The organism is Gaoshiqia hydrogeniformans, assembly GCF_049347105.1.
Taxonomy (GTDB): domain Bacteria; phylum Bacteroidota; class Bacteroidia; order Bacteroidales; family Prolixibacteraceae; genus Gaoshiqia; species Gaoshiqia hydrogeniformans.
The window spans coordinates 2689069-2713631 of the sequence record NZ_CP186334.1; the positions used below are offsets into that span (position 1 = coordinate 2689069).

The window sequence follows — 24563 nt, forward strand, 5'->3', positions numbered from 1 at the left end:
TGCTTGTTCAGTGGGTTTCGTGCTTCTTTCCGTTTTTTGGTTTTGATCTTTTACAAACGGTTCAAACGGCTTTATCCGGCCTGCGGCTTTCTTTTCAGATTCACGCCGGCTGCCAGTCCGTACGCGCCGGCTGCCAGCGCCCAAACCCAAAAAAAGCCTGTTTCGACCGAAATCATTACCGCCAGGCTTGTGCCGATTACCGAAGCATAACCGTTGATTGCCCACGCCCAGGGCGTTTCGTTGGGATATTTGCTGCTTAAATAAGTCAATCCGGCGGGAAAGGGGAACCCCATGGCAAAACCCGGAATGCCGGCAATAATGATCATCATCAGTATTTTAAGCCCAACCGGATAACCGATTGTTTCGCGAAGAATATCCGGTAGCAAAAAGGCATACAGCAGTAGAATTGCCGCTACGGCAAAGCATAAAAAGAATAAGCTTTTTCCTGATGGTTGGAGCCGGGACGAAAGAAAGCTTCCAATTCCCGAGAAGAGAAGTAAAATGCTGATTGCGGCTGTCGCCGCGTAAACCGGATGCCCCAGGTATAAGGTAAACTGCTGGATAAAAATCATCTCCAGGAACATATACCCGAAACCGATACTGCCAAAATACAACAGGGTCCATCTGGTCCGGCTCATTTTTCCGGCAGAAAAAAACAGCGGCAGAATGATCAGCAGAAAGGATATGGACAATAATAACGCAAATGTCAAAATAATGACTACATATCCCAATTCGAGGAAAGGGACCGACTGGTTCCCAAACAGGGCAGCCAGTTTGCCTGCCGACTTCAGCCGGATATACTGCGAGAAATAGGGCCGGTTATCGGTGGCTGGTTTGATCCGGAAAGGATATTGTTCCAAAAATGCCTCCCGCTGCACTGACAGGACCTGTCTCACGGATTCGAAAAACCAGGGATCATCCAGCTTGTTGTAGTCATCGGGGACAAACCCGGCCCCGTCGGGTAAATGCAGGGGATCAAAGGACATTTGTCTGCAAAATTCGCGGATACGGTCACACGCGGTCTCCGAAAAAGCTGTCTTTTTTACGACAAAAGTCAGCGCGGCCCAGCTTCTGATTGCCACCAGGTGATTTTGCGGGTCTTCCAACTGTTCGTCATCCAGTAAGCCGGACAAGGTTGCCAAAATTTTCAGGGGATTACGCACCGGGTAATCCATCCAGCAGGTAACACTGATCATACCACCCGGGCTCAGCGGCTTCCACATTTCACGAAAAGCCTCCCTGGTCCGGTCAAATTCCGGGTGAACCGCTCCCAGTCCCGACGAACCGAAAAATGATCCGATTTCAGGCAATTGAATCAGATCGTACCGGGCGTGGGTTGATTGCAGAAATGTTCTGGCTTCTACCTGAAACAGATGAATTTCTTCGCCATACAGCAACGAGTCGGTCTCAACGGCCAGTTCCCGTTTCAGCAAGCGGTTGATCATCCGGTTCGGCTCCACCACATCCAGTTGCGTCACACCGTGCGAGCGTGCCAGGGCAATTTGTTCTCCCGTACCCGAGCGAAGTATCAATACCCGGGCTGGTTTTTGAATGATGTAAGGGAGAACCGTCGTGCTGTGATCCAATATCGTTGCGTCGCCTTCCGCCGGTTTCGGGATCAGCGCTCCCAGCCAGTCGCCGTTATTAAACACGGCTTTCCGGGGCGGTATGTCCTGCTGATATTGAAGGCTTAAGCCCGGGGCATAGCGTAAGGCCGGGGAACTGACCACTTCGGCCAAACCGTAGGGACTGCTTTTTTGCTGTTCGATCAGGGCGCCGGGTAATAGCAGGGTTTTCCGTATACTCTTGTATTCCGATCGTTCCAACGCCGGTGAACTGAAATTCATCAGGGCCAGTACCGGAGCTGCCAGCCAGGCCATTCGCCGGACGGCCGCACTCCTGTTTCGGTTAAGCAAGGCGCCCGCGAAAGGAAGTACCGCCAGGACGGGTGGCAAAGCTGCCGGAACCGTTACCCACATCAGTCCCAGCACAACGGCCCCGCCAACCGCTGAACCCGACAGATTGAAGAAGTAAATTTTTCCAATGCTCTCCGGATACTTTAAAAAACTCATTGCGATCGCCAACGCTCCAAAAAAGAAGGGCAACAGCAGCAACAGGCAGGTGATCGCCAGTTTTCCCCAGTGGCGGGAAGTACTAAAAAGCAGGTAGGTGTCAAAACGAAACGGTTCGGTATGTGCCAGAAATGTTACCGTGGCCATGCTTAATGACGACAAAAAAAGGCAGACCGGAAACAGGGTATCAAAATGATCCCGTAATTTTTGCCGGAACAGGTACAAAAAAGTACCCGAAGTTCCAAATCCCAACAGGGCCAGCGAAATCGTCAGGTGGGCAAAATGAGACCACTGGGTGATTGAAAACACCTGCATCAGCGCGATCTGGAAGCCAATTACAGCGGCCGAGGCCAGGGCAACGCCAGTACAAACGCGGTTGATATGCCAATTGGCTCCCGGGCTCATTCTTTCCGGGTAAAGGGCACAAAGCGGACCGGCAACAAATTTTGCGTGATCACCCGATCGTCTTTTTTCTCAACCAGTTTGAGCATCTGTACCTGAAAAGGCGATCCCACCGGGATAATCATCCGCCCCCCGGGCTTTAACTGGCTAATCAGCGGAGGCGGAACAAAATCGGCCGCTGCCGTCACAACGATGGCGTCGAAGGGGGCTTCTTCTTCCCAGCCGGAGTAACCATCGCCGATTTTTACATGCACCTGATCGTAGTGAAGTTTTTTCAAACGTTCGGCAGCCGCCTTTCCCAGTTCCTCAACAATTTCAACCGTATAGACCTGCCCGACGATTTCGGCCAGGATAGCGGCCTGGTATCCCGAACCGGTGCCAATTTCCAATACCTTGAAGCCCGGTTTTGGCCTGATTTGCTCCGTCATGTAAGCCACGATATAGGGTTGCGAAATTGTTTGTCCGTAACCAATCGGAAGCGGCCCGTCGTTATAGGCGACCTCCCGGTATGCTTCGGGAACAAACAGATGTCTCGGTACGGTGCGCATTGCCGCCAAAACAGCCTTGTCGCGAATTCCCCTGCCTTCAATTTGTTCGTCTGCCATGTTCTGCCTGCTTTGTTTATATCCATCATTTTGCCCGGAAACGCTTATAGCCAGGATCATCAAGCCTGCGAATAAGTTACTGAATACAAATCGGTTCATCCGTTAAAAGTTTCATTCAGAACTATGTACGGGCAGGAAGCCTGCCGGGTTAGGATTAACGAGGAGAATCGGGATGACGAACAGGAGTTTGAACAGGATGTTCGGGTTTAGGGAACAAGGTCGAAACAAAAAAGCAGGCGTCATCGGCCTGCTTTTCTTATGATTGGGATTTATGTCAGCTTCAATAAGCCCGTCCTTCAAAACCTTCGACATAATTGATGAAGGACGTATTCACCACCTTATTTCCGCCCGGAGTGGGATAATCGCCGGTGAAATACCAGTCGCCGGTATCGTTCGGACAAGCCAGGTGCAGGTTCTCAACACTTTGGTAGACAATGTCAACGTCGGCATGGCAACCGTCGGGTTTAAGTAATTCGGCAATTTTAGCCGAGATTTGTTCCGGGCTAAACTGCCGGTAAATTTCTTTCACGTAATTCACAATTTCTTCTTTCGGAAGATTTTGCTGCGCCTTACATTTCTGATACACATCTTCAATTACCTGTTCTTTCCCGTGATCTTTCAGTAATTCGATGGCCGCGTTGAAGGCGATAAACTTGCCCAGCACAGCCATGTCGATGCCGTAACAATCGGGATAACGGATTTGCGGCGCCGATGAAACAACAATAATCCGTTTGGGGCTCAGCCTGTCCAGAATTTTCAGGATACTTTTTTTCAGGGTGGTTCCCCTGACAATCGAATCATCGATGATCACCAGGGTGTCTTTGTCTTCTTTGATCACACCGTAAGTCACATCGTACACATGGGCCACCAGGTCGTCGCGGCTGGCATCATCGGCAATAAAGGTACGCAGCTTTACGTCTTTAATGGCAATCTTTTCGACACGGGGTTCCAGCGAAATAATCTCTTCCAGCTCGGCTTCGGGCATACTGCCGTTTTTTGCACGGATCTGTTCTTTTTTCCAGGCCAGCAAATGTTCCCTGACACCGCCCATCATTCCGTAAAATGCTGTCTCAGAGGTATTGGGGATGTATGAAAAAACGGTATTCTTCATGTCATAATTGATCGCCTTCAGGATGGTTGGGGCCAGCAAACGGCCCAGCTCTTTGCGTTCCTGATAGATATCTTTATCGCTTCCGCGCGAAAAATAAATCCGTTCAAACGAACAGGATCTCCGTTTATGCGGGACGCGGATCATTTGCGTGGAAACATGGCCGTCTTTTTTAACGATGAGGGCTTCTCCCGGGTTAATTTGTTTTACCTGGTCGCCTTTCACATTCATCACCGTCTGGATCACCGGCCGCTCGGAGGCAACCACGACGATCTCATCATCAATGTAATAATGGGCGGGGCGTATTCCCCAGGGATCGCGCGCCACAAAAGCATCGCCGTGGCCAATTAAACCGGCAATGGCATAACCGCCGTCCCAGTCTTTACTGGCGTTTTCCAGGATGCTTTGTACATCCAGCGTTTTTTCGATCAACGGGGAAATTTCGATGTTTGTATAGCCTTCATTTTTGTATTGACGGAAACGGTATTGGTTTTCTTCGTCCAGGAAATGGCCGACCTTTTCGAGTACCGTTACCGTGTCGGTATAGTTTTTCGGATGCTGTCCCAGATCGATTAACTTTTGAAACAACTCGTCGGTATTTGTCAGGTTAAAGTTTCCGGCCAAAACCAATGTCCGCGATTTCCAGTTATTCTGGCGCATCACCGGATGCACAAATTCAATGCTGTTATTTCCGAATGTCCCGTAGCGCAGGTGCCCCAGGTACAGTTCGCCGGCATAGGGCAGATTTTCGTATGCCCACTTGAGGTTGTTGATATCTTTTCCTGATTTCAGCGCTTTTTTAACGCTTTTCCCGACTTTATCAAACACATCTTTTATCGGGTTCTGCTCAATCGACCGGTAACGGTTAATATACTCCTGCCCGGGTTTCAAATTCAACTTCACACTAACAACCCCCGCGCCATCCTGTCCGCGGTTATGTTGTTTTTCCATCAAAAGGTAGAGTTTATTTAAGCCGTATTGCCATGTTCCGTATTTTTCCTGGTAGTAATTTAAGGGCTTTCTTAACCGAATCAGCGCAATCCCACACTCGTGTTTTATTAATTCACTCATTGCTGTTTTGTATCTGTAGATAATTTTGGAAACTGGATGATGTCCGGAACGATAAAGGCGTTGGGGTAAGCTTTTTTGATTTTTTCTTTTAATTTCAACGCTTCACTTTTGTTCCGGCAGTCGCCAACCCGCACTTTGAAGTTCGGACTTTGAAAAGTCACATAGATCGTCTCTTCCGGATGCTTTTTTAAGAATTCCGTTTTTACCTTCAGGGCTTCTTCGCGCGCTCTGGCGCCCGAACTAAAAAAAATTTCAAGCCGAAACCCGTCAATGCCTTCCCGTCGCTTATTCATGTCGATATGAGTCTGCAGCAGCGAATCCACCCGCGAATCCTGGCGGATATCCATTTGGTTACTAAGCCGGTGTTGCCTGGAAGATTTTTCTGAAGGTTTGTAGGATCTCTCCTGAGCAGAAATGCTCAATTGTAAAAGGAGAAGGATAATCCCAACGATTGAAAACTTCATATGCAGTGTCCTTTAAAAGTGCAAATATAATGCGATTTGATTTAATACAAGAATTCAGCCGTTCATGGGCTTCATAAAAAATAAAAAATTCACATTGGCTTTTTTTGTAACTGCGAACTCATCAGCCGGTTATCCCCGAAAAGAAATTTGTGTGTATGATAAATTTCCAAATCGGTTCAAAATCAATAAATTTGCAGGCTTTAGTTGAATACCCGATGAATAAAAAGAAACTGTTTATTGAAACATACGGCTGCCAGATGAATGTTGCAGACAGCGAGGTGGTGGCAGCCATCCTTCAGGACCGGCAATACGAGCTTTGCCTGTCGGCCGAAGAGGCCGATGCCGTTTTTATCAACACCTGCTCGGTGCGCGACAACGCCGAGCAGCGAATTTGGGGCCGGCTCGACCACCTGAAAGGATCAAAAAAACGAAACAAACACCTGGTCGTCGGCATCCTGGGATGTATGGCCGAACGGGTGGGCGACAAATTTCTCGAACACGAAGCCGTTGACCTGGTTGCCGGTCCCGATGCTTACCGCGATTTGCCCTACCTGATGGACAAAGCCCTGGGGAAAGAAGATGCCATTAATGTTGAGCTTTCTGAAATTGAAACCTACGATAAAATCACCCCGGTGCGGATCGGCGAAAAATCCATATCAGGTTTTGTCAGCATTACCCGCGGATGCAATAATTTTTGCACGTACTGTATTGTTCCGTATACCCGAGGACGCGAACGCAGCCGCGACCCGCAGGATATCCTCAGCGAAGTCCGCGACTTGCAGCAAAAAGGATACAAAGAAGTGACGCTGCTCGGCCAAAACGTGAACTCGTATCAATGGCTGCCCGAAGGAACACGTAAACCGGTAAAGTTTTGGCATCTGCTGGACTTGGTCGCCGGAGAAGCCCCCGGCATGCGTTTCCGATTCACCACTTCGCATCCCAAGGATATGTCGGACAAAGTATTGAAAATGATTGCCGCCTACCCGAATATCTGCCGGCACATTCACCTGCCGCTGCAATCGGGCAGTTCCCGCATCCTTAAGCTGATGAACCGCAAATATGACCGGGAATGGTACATGGACCGCATCCGCGCTATTCGTGAACTGATTCCCGACTGCGGTATTTCAACCGATGTTTTTACCGGTTTTTGCTCCGAAACCGAAGAAGAACACCGCGAAACCTTAACGCTGATGGAATGGGCGCGGTTCGACATGTCTTTCATGTTTAAATATTCAGAGCGGCCGGGAACTTATGCCCATAAATATTTGGCTGATGATGTGCCGGAGGATGTTAAAATCAGACGGCTGAATGAAATGATCGAACTTCAAAACCGTTTATCGCTCGAAAGTAACCAGGCAGATATCGGGAAAACATTCGAGCTGTTGGTTGAAGGTCCGTCGAAGAAAAATAAAGATGAGTTTTTTGGACGCAGCCCGCAAAATAAAGTAATTGTATTTCCGAACCTAAACTTTCGGAAGGGCGATTACGTTCATGTTAAAATAGAAAAATGCACCCAAACCACCTTGATTGGACAGGCGGTAACCAAATAAACAAGCATGAGTAAATTAATTGACGATTTCAGGGAATACCGGTCACGGATGAATGAAAAGATCCTGGGTTCTGACAACAAAGTGATGAAACGTATTTATAGTGTGGATACGCTTGCCTACCAGGAAGGGGCGCTTCCGGTTAAAACAAAGGAAATGCTCGGACTGGTATCGTCTATGGTTTTGCGTTGCGACGACTGCATTAAGTATCATCTTGAGAAATGCCACGAACAGGGGCTGAGCGATGAAGAAATTTTTGAGGTGTTCGCTATTGCAAACCTTGTTGGGGGCACAATTGTTATTCCTCACACACGAAGCGCCGTTGAATACTGGGAAGCCTTAAATGAACAGGAAGGAGTCAACTCGAAAAATTAAAAACAAACAGATGATAGCTATTAGCGCCACCGATAAAAAACTGACAGCCAGCATGGATCTGCGATTCGGACGCTGTCCTTATTTTCTGCTGGTAAACGGGCAGGAAACTCAGTTCATTGCCAATCCGTTTGAAAAGGAAAGCGATGATGTTGCCCCCCGGGTAGTCGACATGCTGAAGGCCAAGGGAGTAAGCCGGATCATTACCGGCGAAATCGGACCGAAAGCCAAAACCAGCCTCGACAAACATCAGATCCAGATCATTATGCTGACCGAGGACAAGATCAGCCTGCAACACGTGTTGAAAAAAATGAACGTAACCGGTAAGGGAGATTCCTTAACCGTTAAATAAATCGCCGACAAATGATCGTAAGAAAAGCGGTCGCGGCCGATGCAAAAGCAATTACCGGTTTTCAGCTTGCGATGGCCTGGGAAACCGAAAACCTCCGGCTAGATGCGTCAACCCTGGAGGCCGGTGTTGAAGCTGTTTTTTCAGATCCCTCAAAAGGATGCTATTATGTGGCCGAAACCGATGGACAGGTTATTGCCTCCCTGCTCACTACCTTTGAGTGGAGCGACTGGCGAAATGGTACGGTATTGTGGGTGCAATCGGTTTACGTATTACCCGAACACCGGGGAACCGGGGTTTATAAAACGATGTACAAATACATTCAGTCGATTGTAGAACAGGATCAGCATCTGAAAGGCATCCGGTTATATGCCGAAAAAACAAACAGTGCCGCTCATCAGGTTTACGAGAAACTGGGTATGACCGCCGAACATTACCAGTTGTATGAGTGGTTAAAAAACTAAATCATGGAACGCAAATCCTTATCACCCGAAACAAGGAAACAACTCATTGTTGCCCAGCGCAACGAAATTACCGAGTACTACATCTATAAAAAGCTGGCTAAAAGTATAAAAGACGGGCACAATGCCGGGGTTTTGGATAAAATTGCCGGCGACGAGTTTCGTCATTACCAAATCTGGATGAAATATACCGGAAGGGAGGTGTCTGCAAGCAGCTGGAATATCCGGAAATATTATTGGATTTCACGTATTTTCGGGATTACGTTTGGCATTAAATTAATGGAAAAGGGCGAAGAAAAAGCGCAGATAAACTACAACGAAATGGCGAAAGAAATCCCGGAGGCCCTGGAAATCAGCAATGATGAAAAAGATCATGAAAACCGGTTGATTTCGCTGATCAAAGAAGACAAGCTGGAATACATCGGGTCCATTGTTCTTGGCTTGAATGATGCCCTGGTTGAAATTCTGGGAACCCTGGCTGGCTTAACCTTTGCCCTGCAAAACACGAGGCTGGTAGCTCTGGCTGGAATGATTGCCGGAATTGCCGGCGCTTTATCCATGTCGTCGTCTGAATACCTGTCAACCCGGTCGGAAGGCAAGCAGGAAGGAGCAGTCAAATCAGCCGTTTTTACCGGGCTGGCCTACCTGGTTGCGGTGGTGTTTTTGGTCGCTCCCTTCCTGATATTCAGTTCGCCCTTCGTTGCTTTGATTGTTGCCGTACTCGACTCGGTATTCCTGGTTTTTATATACAGCTACTACATCTCGGTGGCCAACGACCAGCCGTTTGCCAAACGCTTTTGGGAGATGGTCGGTTTAAGCGCCGGGGTTGGCTTAATCTCGTTTGGCCTGGGTTATTTGGCCCGGATTTTCTTTGGAATTGAAGTCTAAAACTGTTTCAAGTGAGCCTGCATTTGTTGAAAATGATCCGGGAAGGCGAACACCAGACCCAGGATTTCAAATATTGTATCAGCGATTCGAAAAAGATTGCCAAATCGCTGGTCGCCTTTGCCAATACCGACGGGGGCCGTTTGCTGATTGGCGTAAAAGACAACGGGAATATTGCCGGGGTGCGCTCGGATGAAGAGTATTATATGATTGAATCGGCAGCCAAAATTTACAGCAAACCCGAAATCAGTTTTTCAACCCGTCAACACCAGGCAGAAGGGAAAGTTGTACTGGAAATTGTCGTGGAAAAAAATCAGGATAAACCTTATTTCGCACTGGATGAAAACGGCAAATGGCTGGCTTATTTTCGCAAAAACGACGAAAACAAACTGGCCAGCAAAGTGATGATTGAAGCCTGGCGCAAACAAAAAAGTCGGAAAGGGATTCTGATCAACTATTCGGACGACGAGAAATTTCTGCTTGACTTTCTGGAGAAGAATGCAACCATCAGCCAGTCGGTATTTGCCCGGAAAGCAGGAATTACCTACCGGAAAGCAGAAAAAATTATTTCCGATTTTATGGCGCTTGGTATCATAAAGCCAGTTGTTACCAGTCAGAAAATCAGCTATTCGCTGGTGCCTGACTTCAATAAAGATGAATGGGAATCATCGCATCATCCGCTTATCCGGCCCTGATTTTCACACTTATTTAAACTTAAATTAACCCGATTACCGATATTACGCCTATTTTTGGGGCCTTAAAATTGTAATATCAGGTATTCGAATGAAAAAATCAATCATTTTAATGGTATCTGTTTTTCTGTTCCAGCTATCTTATGGACAGGAAAACTATAAGACAATCTCACCGGAAGATTCGGTGAAGGTCTACTCCGCAGAAAAAAACTTTTATCCGGTAAAAATCTATGAGGATCGGGCGAAAACAAAAAAACCACGCAATATCATCCTGATGATCGGCGACGGTATGGGAACCGCCCAGGTTTCGGCCGCAGTAACCGCAAACGGGGGACAACTATTCCTGAGCAACTTCAAACACCTTGGTTTTTCAAATACCCATTCGGCAAACAATTACATTACCGACTCGGCCGCCGGTGGAACAGCCCTGTCAACCGGCTACCGGACATCCAACGGCGCTATCGGCGTTGACGTGGCAGACATCGCAAAGCCAACGATACTCGACATTGCTGAAAGTAAAGGGAAGATGACCGGACTTGTTTCCTCTTCAGCGATTACCCACGCCACTCCGGCTTCGTTTATTGCTCACCAGCCATCGCGTAACAGATACGAAGAAATTGCCGCTGACTTTCTGAAAACGGACATTGACGTTTTTATTGGAGGAGGCTACAAACATTTCACCAACCGCAAAGATGGCCGCGACCTGACGGTTGACCTGAAAGCCAAAGGATACCAGGTACTAACAGAACTGAACGAGATCGTATCCGTTAAATCGGGGAAACTGGCCGGTTTAACCGCGCCGGAACACAACGACCGGTATGCGCAACGCGGAGACCTGTTGCCGAAGGCGACAGAAACAGCCATCAGGCTTTTGCGTAATCAGAAAGCAGGATTTTTCCTGATGGTCGAAGGATCCCAGATCGACTGGGCAGGACACCAAAATAACACTATATTTCTGATTGAAGAAATGCTCGACTTTGACCGTACCATTGGCGTAGCGCTCGAATTTGCAGCAGAGGACAACGAAACACTGATTGTGGTTACGTCCGACCACGAGACCGGAGGATTGGCCCTTACGGGGGGCAATTTGGAAACCGGTATGGTAAAAGGGACCTATAACACCGGCAGCCATACGGGTGTAATGGTCCCGGTATTCGCATTCGGCCCCGGGGCCGAACAGTTTACCGGTATCATGGACAATACCGATATCGCAAAAAAAATCATCTCCCTGATTGAAAACAAATAACAGTCTGTTTGCATATGCGGCCGGACTGTTTTAAAACTATTGACAAGAACTGAGTCCTGTCAATAGTTTTTTTTATTTTTAACCTCTTTCTTATAAACCCGGCTTATGAACCCATCGATGGAATCATTGGATCATGTTAAACTGAATTTTTCCCCTTCAGGCCTGTTGTTTTTAAATATTGCGCTTGCTTTTATCATGTTTGGGGTTGCTCTCGATATCAAATTTTCCGACTTTATTGATGTTGTAAAAAGGCCAAAGTCGGTGATTACCGGGATGATGTCGCAGTTTTTATTGTTGCCGTTTTTTACCTTTTTGCTGGTTCTGATCTTGGATCCTGCGCCAACTATTGCTCTGGGAATGATTCTGGTGTCAACCTGTCCCGGAGGAAATATTTCCAATTTCATCAGTTCGATGGCCAAAGCCGATACCGCCCTGTCTGTCAGTTTAACCGCAATCGCCACCATTTACGCGATATTTATTACCCCGATGAACTTTGCTTTATGGGGCGATTTTTACATCCGGTATTACAATCATTCTGCCGCGGCGTTGCTGCGGCCACTGGAAATTGATCAGTGGCAAATGTTCGAGACCGTATTTATTTTACTTGGTATTCCGGTGATTGTCGGGTTGCTTTTCGCGTACAGGTTTCCTGGAATTACCGGAAAGATCAGGAAGCCCCTCCGGGTCGGATCGGTGGTATTTTTCATCATGATGGTCGTTATTTTACTTTGGAGTAATTTCAGCCACTTCCTGAAATATGTACACCTTGTCTTTTTTATCGTTTTAATACATAATGCGTTAGCTCTTGGTGTTGGCTATCTTTTCAGTACCATTACAAGGCGGCCCATCCCCGACCGGCGAACGATTGCCATTGAAACCGGGATCCAGAATTCGGGATTGGCTTTAGCCTTAATCTTTAATCCTAAAATTTTTCCGCCGAATCTCGCCTTGGGAGGTATGGCTGTTGTTGCCGCCTGGTGGGGGGTCTGGCATATTGTGAGCGGGCTGGCGCTGGCCACTTTTTGGGGAAACAAAACCGTATTGGCCTGATTAAGGAAAGGATGATTACAGATCAGATCAAAAAGCGATTTCCCTGCAAAAAGAACCCGTTCGGCAGTTCGGTTGAATGATTTTTATTAGTTTTGCGGCGCATTAAACACTCATGAACTACGCGACTGTTTTCATAATTGCTTTGGGGCTGTCTTTCGATTCGTTTGCTGTTTCGGTTACCAGCGGGCTTAGTCTTCCACGAATCCGCTTTTTTCAGGCAGTAAGACTAGCGATTATTCTGGCTGTTTTTCAGGCGCTTATGCCTTTAATTGGCTGGCTTTTGGAAAGCAGCGTCCGTCATTTGATCGATCCGTTTGATCATTGGATTGGTTTCGGTTTGCTGGTGGTTATTGGCGGAAGAATGATTATTGAAAATCTGTTTTCAAAAGAAAACCGGGAAATAAGAGACCCGTTGAACTTAAAGGTAGCTGTTGTGTTAGCCATTGCGACCAGCATCGATGCTTTGGCAGTCGGATTCAGTATGGCCATCTTGCTGGATGACATTATCCCGGCCGTGATCGTAATCGGGGCAGTTACCTTTTTGGCTTCTATGACCGGCGTTCTAATCGGGAAAAAGACAGGTCCAAAAATCAATAAATACGCCGAGATCCTGGGCGGGGTTATTCTTGTAAGTATCGGTCTGAAAATATTGCTTGAACATTTACTGGCGAATTAATATATTTACGTCCAATTCGATAAACTAATTCATCTTTCATGTTAACTGAATCAGGGACGTACTTGATCGATCTGTTAAGTATATTTTTAGCTTTCACTGCATTTGGCGGGATCATGATCAGCCTGTACATGTACCAGTACAAAGAATCGCCGGGGATGAAATACCTGACACTGATGCAGCTTTCGACAGCGACTTGGGCAATTTTTTATTGTTTGGAATACTCGGCCACAGCACTGGAAGCCAAACTTTTTTGGTCAAAATTATCCTATTTAGGGATTGTATTTACACCGGTCTGCTTCTACCTGTTCTCCAAACACTTCAAATCAGAAATCCGCGACGCATCTCCAAAACCCGGGACGGGCTTGTTTTTCACTTCCATTATCCTGATAGCGCTGGTATTAACCAACGATATACATCACCTGCACTGGAGGGAAGCAGCCATTGACCCGGAGAACAATACAACCATTTACCGGTATGGTCCTTTCTTTTGGATCATTTTCATTTACATCTATACGCTTCTGACCCTAAGTGTCATCAACATCCTGAGTCTGATCAAACAGGCAACAAGGCAAACCGATCATGCTGCCTGGCTGATTATTATCGCCTGCATTGTTCCGGTTACCGGCAATATCATCTATGTGTTCAAAATCAACCCCATTCCCGGGTTCGACTGGACACCCGCCTGCTTTTTGGTATCCGGCGCCATCCTGGCATACATCAATATCCGTTTTGGCGCTTTCGAACTTATTCCGCTGGCCCGAAACAAACTGATCAATATTATGGAAGATGCTGTATTGCTGATTGATCATCAACAGCGGATTGCCGATGTCAACGAGTCGATGCTTAATTTGCTCAACACTGAACATAAAAACCTGATCGGCAGGAAAATAACCGAAGTTTTGCCGCATCGGGAAGAAGAAATCAGCCGGGTAGTGCTTTCGCCCAAACCCATCCGTGCAGAAATCATTACCGAAAAGACCCCGGAGAAGCGACACCTGGACATGCGTATGACACCTCTTTTTGACCACAATGATCTGTTGAGCGGACAGCTCTTCGTGTTGCGGGATATTACGCAGCGTATCCGGAATGAAGAAAAAATCCTGTTATCGAATCAGCAGCTAAAAAAAGAAATTGAAGAGAATGCCCGGCTGATCGCCGACCTGAATGCCTATGCCCATACGGTAGCCCACGACCTGAAAGATTCCATTGGCGCGGTAATCCCGTTGACCGAGTTAATTGAGGCCGAGATCCGCAACAAACAATACAACAATGCTCTGGAAGTAACCAAAGTTATTTGTGCTTCGGCCGAAAAAACACTTTACGTGATCAATGAATTGTTGACCATGTCCACCATCAGGCAGCAGGACGTTCAGTTGGTGCCCGTAGCGATGGAACAGGTGATTTCGGAATGTGAAAAACGGCTGCAGGCTTCCATCAGGCAACACCAGGCTGTTATCCTGAAACCCGAAAAATGGCCGTCCGTAAATTCACACCCGGGCTGGCTCGAAGAAGTTTGGATCAACTACATGAGCAACGCTATGAAATACGGGGGTACGCCTCCGGTCGTTGAACTGGGTTTCGATTCGCTCGACGATGATAGCCGGATTAAATTCTGGATTAAAGACAACGGGGAAGGCATAGTTCCCGAAGATCAGGAAAAACTTTTCACCAGGTTTGTCCGTTTAGAGACAACGAGGGCACAGGGAAACGGCTTAGGTTTGCCCATTGTCAGGCGGATTGTGGAAAAACTCGGCGGCGAGGTGGGTGTCTCTAGCCAAGCCATTCCCGGTGAAGGTTGCCGGTTCTACTTTATCCTTTCGGTGAACTGAATTCAGGTTTTTTGTAAGATATCCTGTTGACTCCGGCTATCTCCTGCCGCTTCCCTTTCTAAACTGCTTGGTTTTCGACAAGTGCTTCGGCGGATTTGCCGGTTTAGCCGACGGACGATGTTTTTTTTCGTGGAAGGCCCCCTTGAAATCCGGGTTCTCCAGTTTTTTCTGACGATCAATTTCACGCAACTGCTCCTGCCGTTCCGACTTCGGAGTCTCGGCAACAGTCAGGTTTTCAGGAAGCTCCCTTTCCTGAATTTCCATCCTGATCATTTTTTCGATTTGATGCAGGTGATACTCTTCGGCGGGATTAATCAGCGTGATGGCTTCCCCTCGGTTGTTGGCGCGCGCTGTCCGTCCAATCCGGTGCACATAATCTTCATAACGCTGCGGTAAATCAAAATTGATCACGTGTGAGATCAGCGAAACATCCAGTCCCCGGGCCGAAACATCGGTAGAGATCAGAATCCTGACGTCCCCGTCTTTAAAGGCATTAATCGCGTTAATCCGGGTGCTTTGCCCCTTGTTTGAGTGCAGGATCCGTTTTTCACCTTCCGTTTTTCGTTTAATGATTTTAAACAGGCTGTCGGCGTGTTCTTTTGTTTTCACAAAGATGAGTACCCGGTTGAAGGTTTCTTCGTCTTCGAGCAACTGCTGAACCAGATGAAGTTTTGTCCTGATGTTCGGAACTTTATAATAGAACTGTTGGATCAGTTGCGCGGGGGTAGCCGATGGCGTAACCTCAACCCGTTCCGGAAAATCGAGGAATTCATGACTCATTTCTTCCACCTTCTCGTTAAAGGTGGCCGAAAAAAGCAGGTTCTGGCGTTTTACCGGGATGACTTCGAGGATCTGCCGGATTTGCGGCATAAAACCCATATCGAGCATGCGGTCGGCTTCGTCGATTACCAGGGTTTTTATTTTTTTGAGTGAAACGGCTCCTGCCCGGTATAAATCCATCAGCCGTCCCGGTGTAGCCACCAGGATATCGATTCCCGGTTTAATCAGGTCAGCATGTTTTGTCCAGCCAATACCGCCGTAAACCGCCGCGTGCCTGAGGTTACTGTACCGTGTCAGAACCTCAATGTCTTCGCCCACCTGGATCGACAATTCGCGCGTCGGAACCAAAATCAGGACGCGCGGGTCGTCTCCTTCGGCCTTCACCAGTTTCATAAATACAGGCAACAGGTAGGCGGCCGTTTTTCCGGTTCCGGTTTGGGCAATCCCCAACACATCAACACCTGAACGGATTACCGGGATCGCTTTTTCCTGAATGGGGGTGGGCGATTCAAAGCCGATCTCTTCAAGGGCTTTCAGAATTGACTTATTGACTTTTAGATCTTCGAAAGTTATCATAGGGGGCAAAGATACATTCAAATTCCGAGATGCAGAAACCGCGTTTAGTTCAGCCGGTACATCTTGCCCGGCAGGCTCTCCACCAGCCCGTTGAACTCGAGCCCCAGCAACAACGATGAAACCCGTCCCATGGGCAGGCTAACCGTTTGACACAGGTTGTCGATGTATAAAACACCGGACTGAAGCGCATCCACGATTTTTTGTTCTTCCGCATTCAGTTGGACGAACAGTTGTTTTTGAATTTTTCGCGGTTTATCAACGTTTTGTTGCCACGACATAAAATACTCCAAATCATCCAGGCTTTCGATCAGGTTGGCTTTATTTTCTTTGATCAGCCGGTTGCAGCCCCGCGAAAAATTATCGGCGCTCCTGCCCGGAAAGGCAAATACGTCGCGGTTATACGACCCGGCAATATCGGCCGTAACCAGTGATCCTCCCTTTTCTGCCGACTCAACAATGACGGTGGCATCAGCCAACCCGGCAATGATCCGGTTTCTCCGCAAAAAGTTTTGCCTGTCGATATTGGTACGGCTCAGAAAATCGCTGACTAAACTGCCGTTTTCCATCATCTTTTCGGCTGTTGACCGGTGCAGCGACGGGTACACACAATCCAAGCCATGCCCCAACACGCCAATCGTCGGCACTCCGTGTTTCAAACAGGCTTTATGAGCCGCAACATCAATCCCATAGGCCAAACCGCTTACAACACAGTAAGCTCCACGTTTGGCCATTTCAGCAACCAGTTCCTCACACATTTTACGTCCGTAGTCTGTAGCATTCCGGGTCCCAACGATCGCAACCACCTTCTCGTTATTAAAATTGACAGTTCCTTTTGAAAACAGAACCAAGGGGGCATCCACGCACGATTTTAAACGGGCAGGATAATCATCATTTAAATAAAAGAAAGCATCAACACGATTGCGTTCCATGAACTCCATTTCTTCCCCGGCCCGCGATAAAACGTCTGATTTGACGATGTTGTCGGCAATTCCTTTCCCGATGCCCGGAATTTTCGTTAATGTTTTTTCGGAGGCGTCAAACACTGCTTCAACACTGCCCAAATAAGCAATCAGGTTTTTGGCGGTAATGCTGCCCACCAGGGGGATCAGGGATAAGGCGATCTGGTATTTTAATTCTTCAGGGTAATTCATGAGGCAAAAGGTTTATGATAAATTTAAACCTTTCCGAACAAAATAGCAAATGCTAACGAACGAGTTGAAGTAATTCATGCAGGTCGCTCTGGATGGCCCTGATTTCGTCCTTCGACATTCCTGACAGGCTGACCTCGGGATACTCGGCAATTCCTTTACTGGTGCGTATGGCCAGGTACAAATCCGAAAACAAAAAGACTTTTTTAACTTTCGCGGCATAAAGCAAATGCTTGTCAAACTCAATGGAGCTGTAATCTTTTCCGAAAAAGGTAATCACCGGATAATAGCGGAGCAGTATTTTATGGCCATCGGAACTGTAGTACACATAATTGATACTCGCGAACATAACGGCAACGACAAAAATGACCAGCACGCCTCCCGCGATTAAGGCGCCGGCATTATTTTCTTTCCAAACAAAAAGGATGGTCACAAGCAATAAGCTCACCACGATTAAATTGAAACCGCGTTTAATCTTTACCGTTCTTTTTTTGTTTGAAATTTCCATAGTAATCGTTAAATCGTAAATAATGTCAGCAAGATACTTTTAATTTATAAGGACTTCTAAAATAATTTTAACTTTGCCATCACCAAAAAAACAGATGAAATGGCTCCGTCAAAAATACATTCAAATATTATCTTTTCCCAACAGGTTGAACCGGAACTCGAACGAATCGTTGCCCCTTTTTCCGAAGGTAAAGTATTCCTCTTAACGGAAAAAGGCCCCGAATTGTTATGCCTGCCATTCATTGACGGGATCATTTCCAAATTAAACATACGTAAAATTGTTATAAAAGGTGGCGAAACAAACAAGTCGATCCGCTCGGTGGAAGAAGTGTGGGAGGTGCTCTCGAAATACGGCGCCGACCGCAAATCGCTGCTAATCAATGTAGGTGGTGGGATGTTAACCGATTTGGGCGGGTTTGCTGCATCGACCTTTAAGCGGGGAATGGCCTTTGTAAACATCCCCACGACCTTATTGGCACAGGTGGATGCCTCGCTTGGCGGAAAAACCGGGATCAACTTTAACGGACTGAAAAACGAGATCGGTGTTTTTAACGAACCGGATGCCGTTATCATCAATACCAATTTTTTAAAGACCATTGATCGGGAGAATTTTCTTTCGGGTTATGCCGAAATGATCAAACACGGCTTCATTAAAAGCCCCGAACATTGGAAAGAACTGCAGGAATATAATCTTGAACAGATCGATTACGGCAGGCTGCAGGAAATTATTGCCCACTCGGTTGCCATCAAAGACTGGCATGTTCAGAATGACCTGACTGAGAAAAACATCCGGAAAGCATTAAACTTCGGACATACGGCAGGCCATGCTTTCGAAAGCTACGCCCTACATGAAGGACGGCCGGTTTTGCACGGATATGCTGTCGTTTACGGGATGATTGTTGAGCTGTACCTATCGGCCAAACGATGTTCGTTCGATGAATCGGAACTGCTCGGTATTTCGGGCTGGCTGCTTCGTAAGTACGGAAAATTCGGGATCAGCCCGGATGATTACGAAGCCTTATACGAGCTGATGACGCACGATAAAAAGAATGAAGGCAATCGGATCAATTTCACCTTACTGCCGAAAATCGGACAGGTGGAGATTAACCAGGATTGCACGAAAGAGCTGATCTTCGAAGCGCTTGATTTTTATCGCGAGCTGACTGTCTGATCCTAAAATCCGGATATGAGATATATACTTTCAAAACCAGATAAAACGATTCGGGGAGTAGTCAACCTGCCTTCTTCGAAAAGTATTGCCAACCGGGCGCTGATTATGAACGCCTTAAGTTACAGCCCTTACGAAATTCAGAACCTGCATAACAGCGACGACACGATTGTTATGCAACAGGTGCTGAATTCGAATACCAACTCGTTCGACATTGGCCATGCGGGTACGGCCATGCGTTTTCTGACGGCTTTTTTGTCGCAAATTGTCGGCGAATGGACCATCACCGGCTCTGAACGGATGAAACAACGCCCGATAAAACTGTTGGTGGATGCCCTGACCGAACTCGGAGCAAAAATCGAATACCTGGGCAACGAGGGTTATCCGCCCCTGAGAATCACCGGATGCCGGCTAAAAGGAAAGGTCCTGGAACTGGACGGAAGTGTCAGCAGCCAATACATTTCGGCCCTGCTGATGATTGCGCCCACCATCCAGGGAGGCTTAACCCTGCGCTTAAAAAACAAGATCACCTCGCGTCCTTACATTACGCTGACGCTGGATTTGATGAAACAGTTCGGCATTCAATCGGTCTGGAAAGGAAACGAAATCCGCATCAACGAGCAAACTTACCGGCCCATACCCTTTACGGTTGAAGCCGACTGGACTGCCGCGTCGTACTGGTACCAGCTGCTGGCCCTGGCCGACGAAGGCCAGGTGGAACTAAGAAACCTTCAGCTAAACAGTTTGCAGGGCGACAGCTCAATGTCCTCCTGGTTCGAACCATTTGGCGTTGAGAGTCAGGATACCGGCGCCGGCGTGATTCTGAAAAAAACAGCCTTGATTCAACCCAAACACCTCGGGTTAAACTTTTCGGAAAACCCGGATGTTGCCCAAACAATGGCTGTTCTTTGTGTATTGAAGCAGATTCCTTTTCATTTTACCGGATTGGAAACCTTGAAGATTAAAGAAACCGACCGTATATCGGCCCTGCAAAACGAACTGGCCCGGCTTGGGGCTGAAGTGAAAGAACCCCGTCACGGAGAATTGTCATGGGAAGGTACTTTCCCGTTCAGAAAAGAAGAAACACCGCTCATCTTCACTTATCACGACCATCGCATGGCACTGGCTTTTGCCCCTGCTGCCATGTTTGGAAAAATTGAGATCGACGATCCGATGGTCATCACCAAGTCGTACCCGACTTATTATGACGATTTAAAACAAGTGGGTTTCGAAATCTCAGAATAATGCGGGGACAATTCTGTTTTTAGTGTAACGTTTACCGTTTTTCTCTGAAAAAAGCAGTCATCAAATCGGCGCAATCGTCTGCCAGCACGCCCGAAGCCACCTCTGTTTTTGGATGTAAAGCGTGGGGGGCAAATTGTGTGAATCCGCGTTTTTTGTCGGCAGCGCCGTAAACCAGTCGCCCGAGTTGGGCCCATCCCAGCGCGCCTGCACACATCACACAGGGCTCCAGCGTAACGTACAGGGTGCATTCGTTCAGATATTTACCTCCTAATAAATTGGCTGCTGCTGTGATGGCCTGCATTTCGGCATGGGCAGTCACATCCGTCAGTATTTCGGTCAGGTTATGGGCCCGGGCAATAATCCGGTTATTGGCAACAACCACTGCCCCCACGGGAATTTCATCTTTGTCGTAGGCAAATCGCGCTTCCTGAAATGCCTTTTTCATAAAGTATACATCATCAAATGGCTCCATGCTAAAAATCAATTCAATAATATTGGCAAACCTACAATTTAAATGGCAAAATCTGTTTATTTTTGCTGGCAAACAAAAAGAAACGATACTATGTACAGAACGCACACCTGTGGTGAATTGCGCATGGAACACCAGGGAAAAGAAACCACCTTAGCCGGTTGGATCCAGCGTAAACGCGAGTTGGGGGGAATGACCTTTATTGACTTGCGCGACCGTTACGGAATCACCCAACTGGTTTTTAACGAAAATACATCTGCCGAAATCAACGAGAACCTGAAAAAACTCGGACGCGAATATGTGATCCAGGTAAGCGGACTGGTTCGCGAACGCAGCAGTAAAAATAAAAATATTCCTACCGGCGACATCGAGATCGAAGTCAAAAAGCTGACCGTTTTAAGCCCCTCGGCAGTTCCTCCCTTTACCATTGAGGACGAAAGCGATGGAGGAGACGATATTCGCATGAAATACCGCTATCTTGACCTGCGCCGGAACCCGGTACGCAATACCTTGATTCTCCGCTCAAAAATGGCCCACGCTGTTCGCCTGTACCTGAACGATCAGAATTTTATTGAGACGGAAACCCCGGTATTGATGAAATCGACGCCTGAAGGAGCCCGTGACTTTGTTGTTCCTTCGCGTTTAAACCCGGGTGAATTTTACGCGCTCCCGCAATCGCCGCAAATTTTCAAACAATTGCTGATGGTGGCCGGGTTCGACCGATACTACCAGATTGTGAAATGCTTCCGCGACGAAGATTTGCGCGCCGACCGTCAGCCCGAATTCACCCAGATCGACTGCGAAATGTCGTTTGTGGAGCAGGAAGATGTGTTAAATACTTTTGAAGGGTTAACCAAATACCTGTTTCAAACGGTAAAAGGCATTGAGGTCGGCGATTTTCAGCGTATGCCCTACAAAGAAGCCCTCGAAAATTACGGATCGGACAAACCCGACATCCGCTTCGAAATGAAGATTAAAGAGCTTGCGGGGCTGGTAAAAGGGAAAGATTTTAAAGTTTTTGACGAGGCTGAATACATTGGCGGAATTTGTGCCAAAGGATGCAGCGAATATACCCGCAAACAACTCGACGAGCTGACTAACTGGGTAAAGCGCCCGCAAATAGGCGCCAAAGGCTTGGTATATGTGAAACTAAATACCGACGGCTCCCTGAAATCGTCGGTCGATAAGTTCTATTCCGAAGATGAGCTGAGGCGTTGGGCTGGTGAATTTGGCGCTGCCGCGGGCGACCTGATGCTGGTACTTTCCGGAGGAAAAGCGCATACGCTAAACGCTCTTGGCGAACTTCGGCTCGAAATGGCCAATCAACTTGGCTTACGAGATAAAACCACCTTTAAACCTTTGTGGGTGGTCGACTTCCCCTTGCTGGAATGGGACCCGGAAACACAGCGCTACTACGCCATGCATCACCCGTTTACATCGCCAAAACCCGAAGACGTTCCCTTACTCGATACCAATCCGGGCGACGTGCGGGCCAACGCGTACGACCTGGTGATTAACGGCGTTGAAATTGGCGGAGGATCGGTTCGGATTTTCAACTCGGAACTGCAGTCGAAAATGTTCGACTTGTTAGGTTTTACGAAAGAGTCGGCCGAAGCCCAGTTTGGCTTTCTGATGAGCGCATTCAAATACGGCGCTCCGCCACATGCCGGTATTGCTTTTGGTTTCGACCGGCTGGTGTCCATGTTTGCCGGGCTCGACAGTATCCGCGACACCATTGCTTTCCCGAAAAACAACTCGGGCCGCGATGTTATGAACGACGCGCCTTCGCCGATTGAAGACGCCCAGTTGAACGAATTAAATATCAAGCTGGACCTCAAAGATCAATAATAGAAAAAGGGAGCTAAATGGAAGCTCCCTTTTTCTATTTCAGAAAATCTTCACGCAGGGGATTAAAACTATCCACCAGACGCGCTTTTTCGGTGATCAGTTGGATGGTATGTTTTTTACCCGATGCAACGGCAAACAAATCACCGGCTTTTAGCCGAACCGACTCTTCACCTTCACAGAAGAAGATAACTTCCCCCTCGGCAATATACGAGGTTTGCTCATGCGGATGACTGTGCATCGGCTCCGGCTCGGCCCAGGGACCACCCGAAAAGTCAATCAGTACCGTCATCAGCTTATTGGTATGAATGATTTTTCGCTCCAGTCCTTCACGAACTTTTTCGTAGGGTGTTTGATCAAATAATAAGGTTGCCATGTTCATTCATTTAAAATAAAAAGGGAAACTGTTAAAGCTTCCCTTTTCAAGATTATACTAGATAAAAGACTAATCGTTAGTTGATCTTTTACGGGATGAGTAGTTGATATGCAAGGCAGAAGCTTTACGCAACTCCTGTTTGATGTCAGTCACAATACCCATTTTCGTAAATTCATCCACTTTAAGTGATGTAATCATAAAAGGCACATCTGCTTCATCTCTGGCTTCACGTTCGTTTGTAATGTAGTCGATAATATCCGATACATTGGCAAACTGGTCGTTCAGCTGGATACGAGGCTCAGAGCCAAACACATTTTGAAATTGTCTATGCGGCGTTCCCACATAAATATAACTTACCAATGATTTTTTCTCCAGTTTGGAAAGTTCAGTTGCTTCGGGAAGGTGAATTTGTACCATCATGGTAACTTCCCTCATCGTTGTACTCACCATGAAGAAGAAGAGCAACATAAACACGATATCGGGCAATGATGCTGTTGAAATCGGTGGTAATTCCTTAGAGTCATTCTTTCTGAATTTTGACATACTATTTTCCTCCCACTTTTTTAGGTTCAGCTTCAGAGATTCTTGAAGGATAAATTTCCTTTATCGCGTCTTGTTGATCTTTATCGAGATTATTATAGGATTTACCAAACTTCTGTCTGGCCAATTCTTCTCTCAGATCGTTAATGGCACCAACCAACTCGTTTTGAACAGCAATGTAAGTTCCGTATTGGGTTCCCACATCATTTCGTAAAGAGATTACCCCTTTTGTAATTCCGACTTGCCCAAAATAAGGAAGTTCCTTCATCGTTTTTTCAGGCAAATGTTCTTCATCATAAGGGTTGGCCATAAATTCTTTGGCTTTCTCACGAAGGTCTCCAACGTTCATCCATTCGCCCTCAACCAGCAACTGGTTCTGGGCATTCAGCAGTACCACGAAGACATTGCGCTCCTTAATCGGAGGCGTATCATCCGGTTTTTCATCTTCCGGGGGCATTGCCGGGAGGCGGCGTTCAAGACCACTGTCCACATCCATCGTGGTTGTTACCAGGAAAAAAATCAGCAACATGAAGGCAATATCGGCCAGTGATGCTGAAGGTATTTCGGGAATTTTTCTAGCCATAATTTAATTTTTTCCTGTGATACACAAACCACGTAATTATTTTACTATACGAGATACAGAGGTAACTACGATTCCCATGATGGCGAGGAAAAGTAAGATATACGTTGCATTCAGCGCCGTATCGATCCATTTTGAGATGGAACTGGTAAGGCTGCCGTCGGCAATGTATTTTTCCACGCCATGAAATTGAGGCATTGCGTCTGAGGCCAAAACATAAGAAAGGACCAGAACGACTGCGACAAAAACAAGGGCGGTTAATCCTTTTTTAGCTGCTGCTTTGTCGGTGAACGTTTGTACTAAGGCAAAAATAATTGCAACAGCTGCACCAATACCCAGCAAGATGTACGACCAGGTAAGGTTGGTATTGATCCAGGCACCCATGGTTGGATCAGCTTCATTATCACTGAGATTCATCATTAAAGACACAATCAGAAATGCTGAAACTGCCAAAAGTACCCACAATGTAATGTTTAATACTTTTTCAAGCTTCATAAGTG

Annotated in this window: 25 protein-coding genes; 13 read left to right on the forward strand and 12 right to left on the reverse strand. The window is 47.1% G+C overall.

From position 1 onward, the window contains the following. Positions 1 to 71: 71 nt before the first annotated feature. The 4 genes from ACOIT5_RS10610 to ACOIT5_RS10625 form a co-directional block, all read right to left on the reverse strand. On the reverse strand, positions 72 to 2477 hold the full coding sequence (locus ACOIT5_RS10610; protein WP_423130447.1) for a hypothetical protein: 2406 nt from the start codon (positions 2475 to 2477) through the stop codon (positions 72 to 74). Further along, entirely contained in the window at positions 2474 to 3178 is a 705-nt protein-coding gene (locus ACOIT5_RS10615; RefSeq protein ID WP_423130448.1) for a protein-L-isoaspartate(D-aspartate) O-methyltransferase, read from the reverse strand. Before ACOIT5_RS10615 ends, ACOIT5_RS10610 begins: the two co-directional genes overlap by 4 nt. Before the next feature lie 181 nt (positions 3179 to 3359). Then, entirely contained in the window at positions 3360 to 5258 is a 1899-nt protein-coding gene (locus ACOIT5_RS10620) for an amidophosphoribosyltransferase (RefSeq protein ID WP_423130449.1), read from the reverse strand. After that, positions 5255 to 5722 (reverse strand): SPOR domain-containing protein, encoded by a 468-nt coding sequence (locus ACOIT5_RS10625; protein ID WP_423130450.1) that lies wholly within the window; start codon positions 5720 to 5722, stop codon positions 5255 to 5257. The genes ACOIT5_RS10620 and ACOIT5_RS10625 overlap by 4 nt, the downstream gene beginning before the upstream one ends. A 155-nt stretch (positions 5723 to 5877) precedes the next feature. Here ACOIT5_RS10625 and miaB point away from each other — a divergent pair, with 155 nt between their 5' ends. The 10 genes from miaB to ACOIT5_RS10675 all read left to right on the forward strand — a co-directional run bounded on the left by miaB (position 5878) and on the right by ACOIT5_RS10675 (position 14829). Then, positions 5878 to 7272 (forward strand): tRNA (N6-isopentenyl adenosine(37)-C2)-methylthiotransferase MiaB, encoded by a 1395-nt coding sequence (gene miaB, locus ACOIT5_RS10630; RefSeq protein WP_423130451.1) that lies wholly within the window; start codon positions 5878 to 5880, stop codon positions 7270 to 7272. A gap of 6 nt (positions 7273 to 7278) precedes the next feature. Beyond that, positions 7279 to 7644, forward strand: a complete 366-nt coding sequence (locus ACOIT5_RS10635) for a carboxymuconolactone decarboxylase family protein (protein WP_423130452.1) — start codon at positions 7279 to 7281, stop codon at positions 7642 to 7644. A 10-nt stretch (positions 7645 to 7654) separates the two neighbouring features. Next, positions 7655 to 7993, forward strand: a complete 339-nt coding sequence (locus tag ACOIT5_RS10640; RefSeq protein WP_423130453.1) for a NifB/NifX family molybdenum-iron cluster-binding protein — start codon at positions 7655 to 7657, stop codon at positions 7991 to 7993. Positions 7994 to 8004: 11 nt separating this feature from the next. Further along, on the forward strand, positions 8005 to 8454 hold the full coding sequence (locus ACOIT5_RS10645; protein ID WP_423130454.1) for a GNAT family N-acetyltransferase: 450 nt from the start codon (positions 8005 to 8007) through the stop codon (positions 8452 to 8454). A gap of 3 nt (positions 8455 to 8457) precedes the next feature. Continuing rightward, the gene (locus tag ACOIT5_RS10650) at positions 8458 to 9339 is read left to right on the forward strand and encodes a VIT1/CCC1 transporter family protein (RefSeq protein WP_423130455.1); all 882 of its coding nucleotides are present in this window, start codon (positions 8458 to 8460) and stop codon (positions 9337 to 9339) included. Between the two features lie 11 nt (positions 9340 to 9350). Then, positions 9351 to 10031, forward strand: coding sequence for an AlbA family DNA-binding domain-containing protein (locus tag ACOIT5_RS10655; protein WP_423130456.1), 681 nt, complete (start codon positions 9351 to 9353; stop codon positions 10029 to 10031). An 88-nt stretch (positions 10032 to 10119) separates the two neighbouring features. Then, positions 10120 to 11274: an alkaline phosphatase gene (locus ACOIT5_RS10660; protein WP_423130457.1), complete on the forward strand. Its 1155-nt coding sequence runs from the start codon at positions 10120 to 10122 to the stop codon at positions 11272 to 11274. Positions 11275 to 11379: 105 nt separating this feature from the next. Then, positions 11380 to 12324 carry a bile acid:sodium symporter family protein gene (locus tag ACOIT5_RS10665; protein WP_423130458.1) on the forward strand — a complete coding sequence of 315 codons (945 nt, stop codon included), beginning with the start codon at positions 11380 to 11382 and terminating at the stop codon, positions 12322 to 12324. Positions 12325 to 12436: 112 nt separating this feature from the next. Continuing rightward, positions 12437 to 13000: a manganese efflux pump MntP gene (locus tag ACOIT5_RS10670; RefSeq protein WP_423130459.1), complete on the forward strand. Its 564-nt coding sequence runs from the start codon at positions 12437 to 12439 to the stop codon at positions 12998 to 13000. Positions 13001 to 13038: 38 nt separating this feature from the next. Further along, positions 13039 to 14829 carry a sensor histidine kinase gene (locus ACOIT5_RS10675; protein WP_423130460.1) on the forward strand — a complete coding sequence of 597 codons (1791 nt, stop codon included), beginning with the start codon at positions 13039 to 13041 and terminating at the stop codon, positions 14827 to 14829. A gap of 36 nt (positions 14830 to 14865) precedes the next feature. Here ACOIT5_RS10675 and ACOIT5_RS10680 read toward each other — a convergent pair whose 3' ends face one another. The 3 genes from ACOIT5_RS10680 to ACOIT5_RS10690 are packed head-to-tail and all read right to left on the reverse strand — an operon-like array spanning position 14866 to position 17841. Beyond that, positions 14866 to 16185, reverse strand: coding sequence for a DEAD/DEAH box helicase (locus tag ACOIT5_RS10680; protein WP_423130461.1), 1320 nt, complete (start codon positions 16183 to 16185; stop codon positions 14866 to 14868). Between the two features lie 44 nt (positions 16186 to 16229). After that, on the reverse strand, positions 16230 to 17336 hold the full coding sequence (gene dprA, locus ACOIT5_RS10685; RefSeq protein WP_423130462.1) for a DNA-processing protein DprA: 1107 nt from the start codon (positions 17334 to 17336) through the stop codon (positions 16230 to 16232). 52 nt (positions 17337 to 17388) lie between these two features. Further along, complete coding sequence (locus ACOIT5_RS10690) at positions 17389 to 17841, reverse strand: hypothetical protein (protein ID WP_423130463.1); 453 nt, start codon at positions 17839 to 17841, stop codon at positions 17389 to 17391. A 99-nt stretch (positions 17842 to 17940) separates the two neighbouring features. Between ACOIT5_RS10690 and aroB the strand changes: the two genes are divergently transcribed. Continuing rightward, complete coding sequence (gene aroB, locus ACOIT5_RS10695) at positions 17941 to 19011, forward strand: 3-dehydroquinate synthase (protein WP_423130464.1); 1071 nt, start codon at positions 17941 to 17943, stop codon at positions 19009 to 19011. Between the two features lie 15 nt (positions 19012 to 19026). Further along, positions 19027 to 20253, forward strand: coding sequence for a 3-phosphoshikimate 1-carboxyvinyltransferase (locus ACOIT5_RS10700; RefSeq protein ID WP_423130465.1), 1227 nt, complete (start codon positions 19027 to 19029; stop codon positions 20251 to 20253). A gap of 31 nt (positions 20254 to 20284) precedes the next feature. On the opposite strand, the gene ACOIT5_RS10705 is transcribed toward ACOIT5_RS10700, so the two are convergent. Beyond that, complete coding sequence (locus ACOIT5_RS10705) at positions 20285 to 20725, reverse strand: nucleoside deaminase (protein ID WP_423130466.1); 441 nt, start codon at positions 20723 to 20725, stop codon at positions 20285 to 20287. 90 nt (positions 20726 to 20815) lie between these two features. On the opposite strand from ACOIT5_RS10705, the gene aspS reads away from it, so the two are divergent. Next, positions 20816 to 22570 carry an aspartate--tRNA ligase gene (aspS, locus tag ACOIT5_RS10710; RefSeq protein ID WP_423130467.1) on the forward strand — a complete coding sequence of 585 codons (1755 nt, stop codon included), beginning with the start codon at positions 20816 to 20818 and terminating at the stop codon, positions 22568 to 22570. 34 nt (positions 22571 to 22604) lie between these two features. Here aspS and ACOIT5_RS10715 read toward each other — a convergent pair whose 3' ends face one another. The 4 genes from ACOIT5_RS10715 to ACOIT5_RS10730 all read right to left on the reverse strand — a co-directional run bounded on the left by ACOIT5_RS10715 (position 22605) and on the right by ACOIT5_RS10730 (position 24558). Then, positions 22605 to 22943: a cupin domain-containing protein gene (locus tag ACOIT5_RS10715; RefSeq protein WP_423130468.1), complete on the reverse strand. Its 339-nt coding sequence runs from the start codon at positions 22941 to 22943 to the stop codon at positions 22605 to 22607. A 69-nt stretch (positions 22944 to 23012) separates the two neighbouring features. Further along, the gene (locus ACOIT5_RS10720) at positions 23013 to 23486 is read right to left on the reverse strand and encodes an ExbD/TolR family protein (protein ID WP_423130469.1); all 474 of its coding nucleotides are present in this window, start codon (positions 23484 to 23486) and stop codon (positions 23013 to 23015) included. 1 nt (position 23487) lies between these two features. Further along, positions 23488 to 24066: an ExbD/TolR family protein gene (locus ACOIT5_RS10725; protein ID WP_423130470.1), complete on the reverse strand. Its 579-nt coding sequence runs from the start codon at positions 24064 to 24066 to the stop codon at positions 23488 to 23490. 36 nt (positions 24067 to 24102) lie between these two features. Further along, on the reverse strand, positions 24103 to 24558 hold the full coding sequence (locus tag ACOIT5_RS10730) for a hypothetical protein (protein WP_423130471.1): 456 nt from the start codon (positions 24556 to 24558) through the stop codon (positions 24103 to 24105). Between the last annotated feature and the right edge of the window lie 5 nt (positions 24559 to 24563).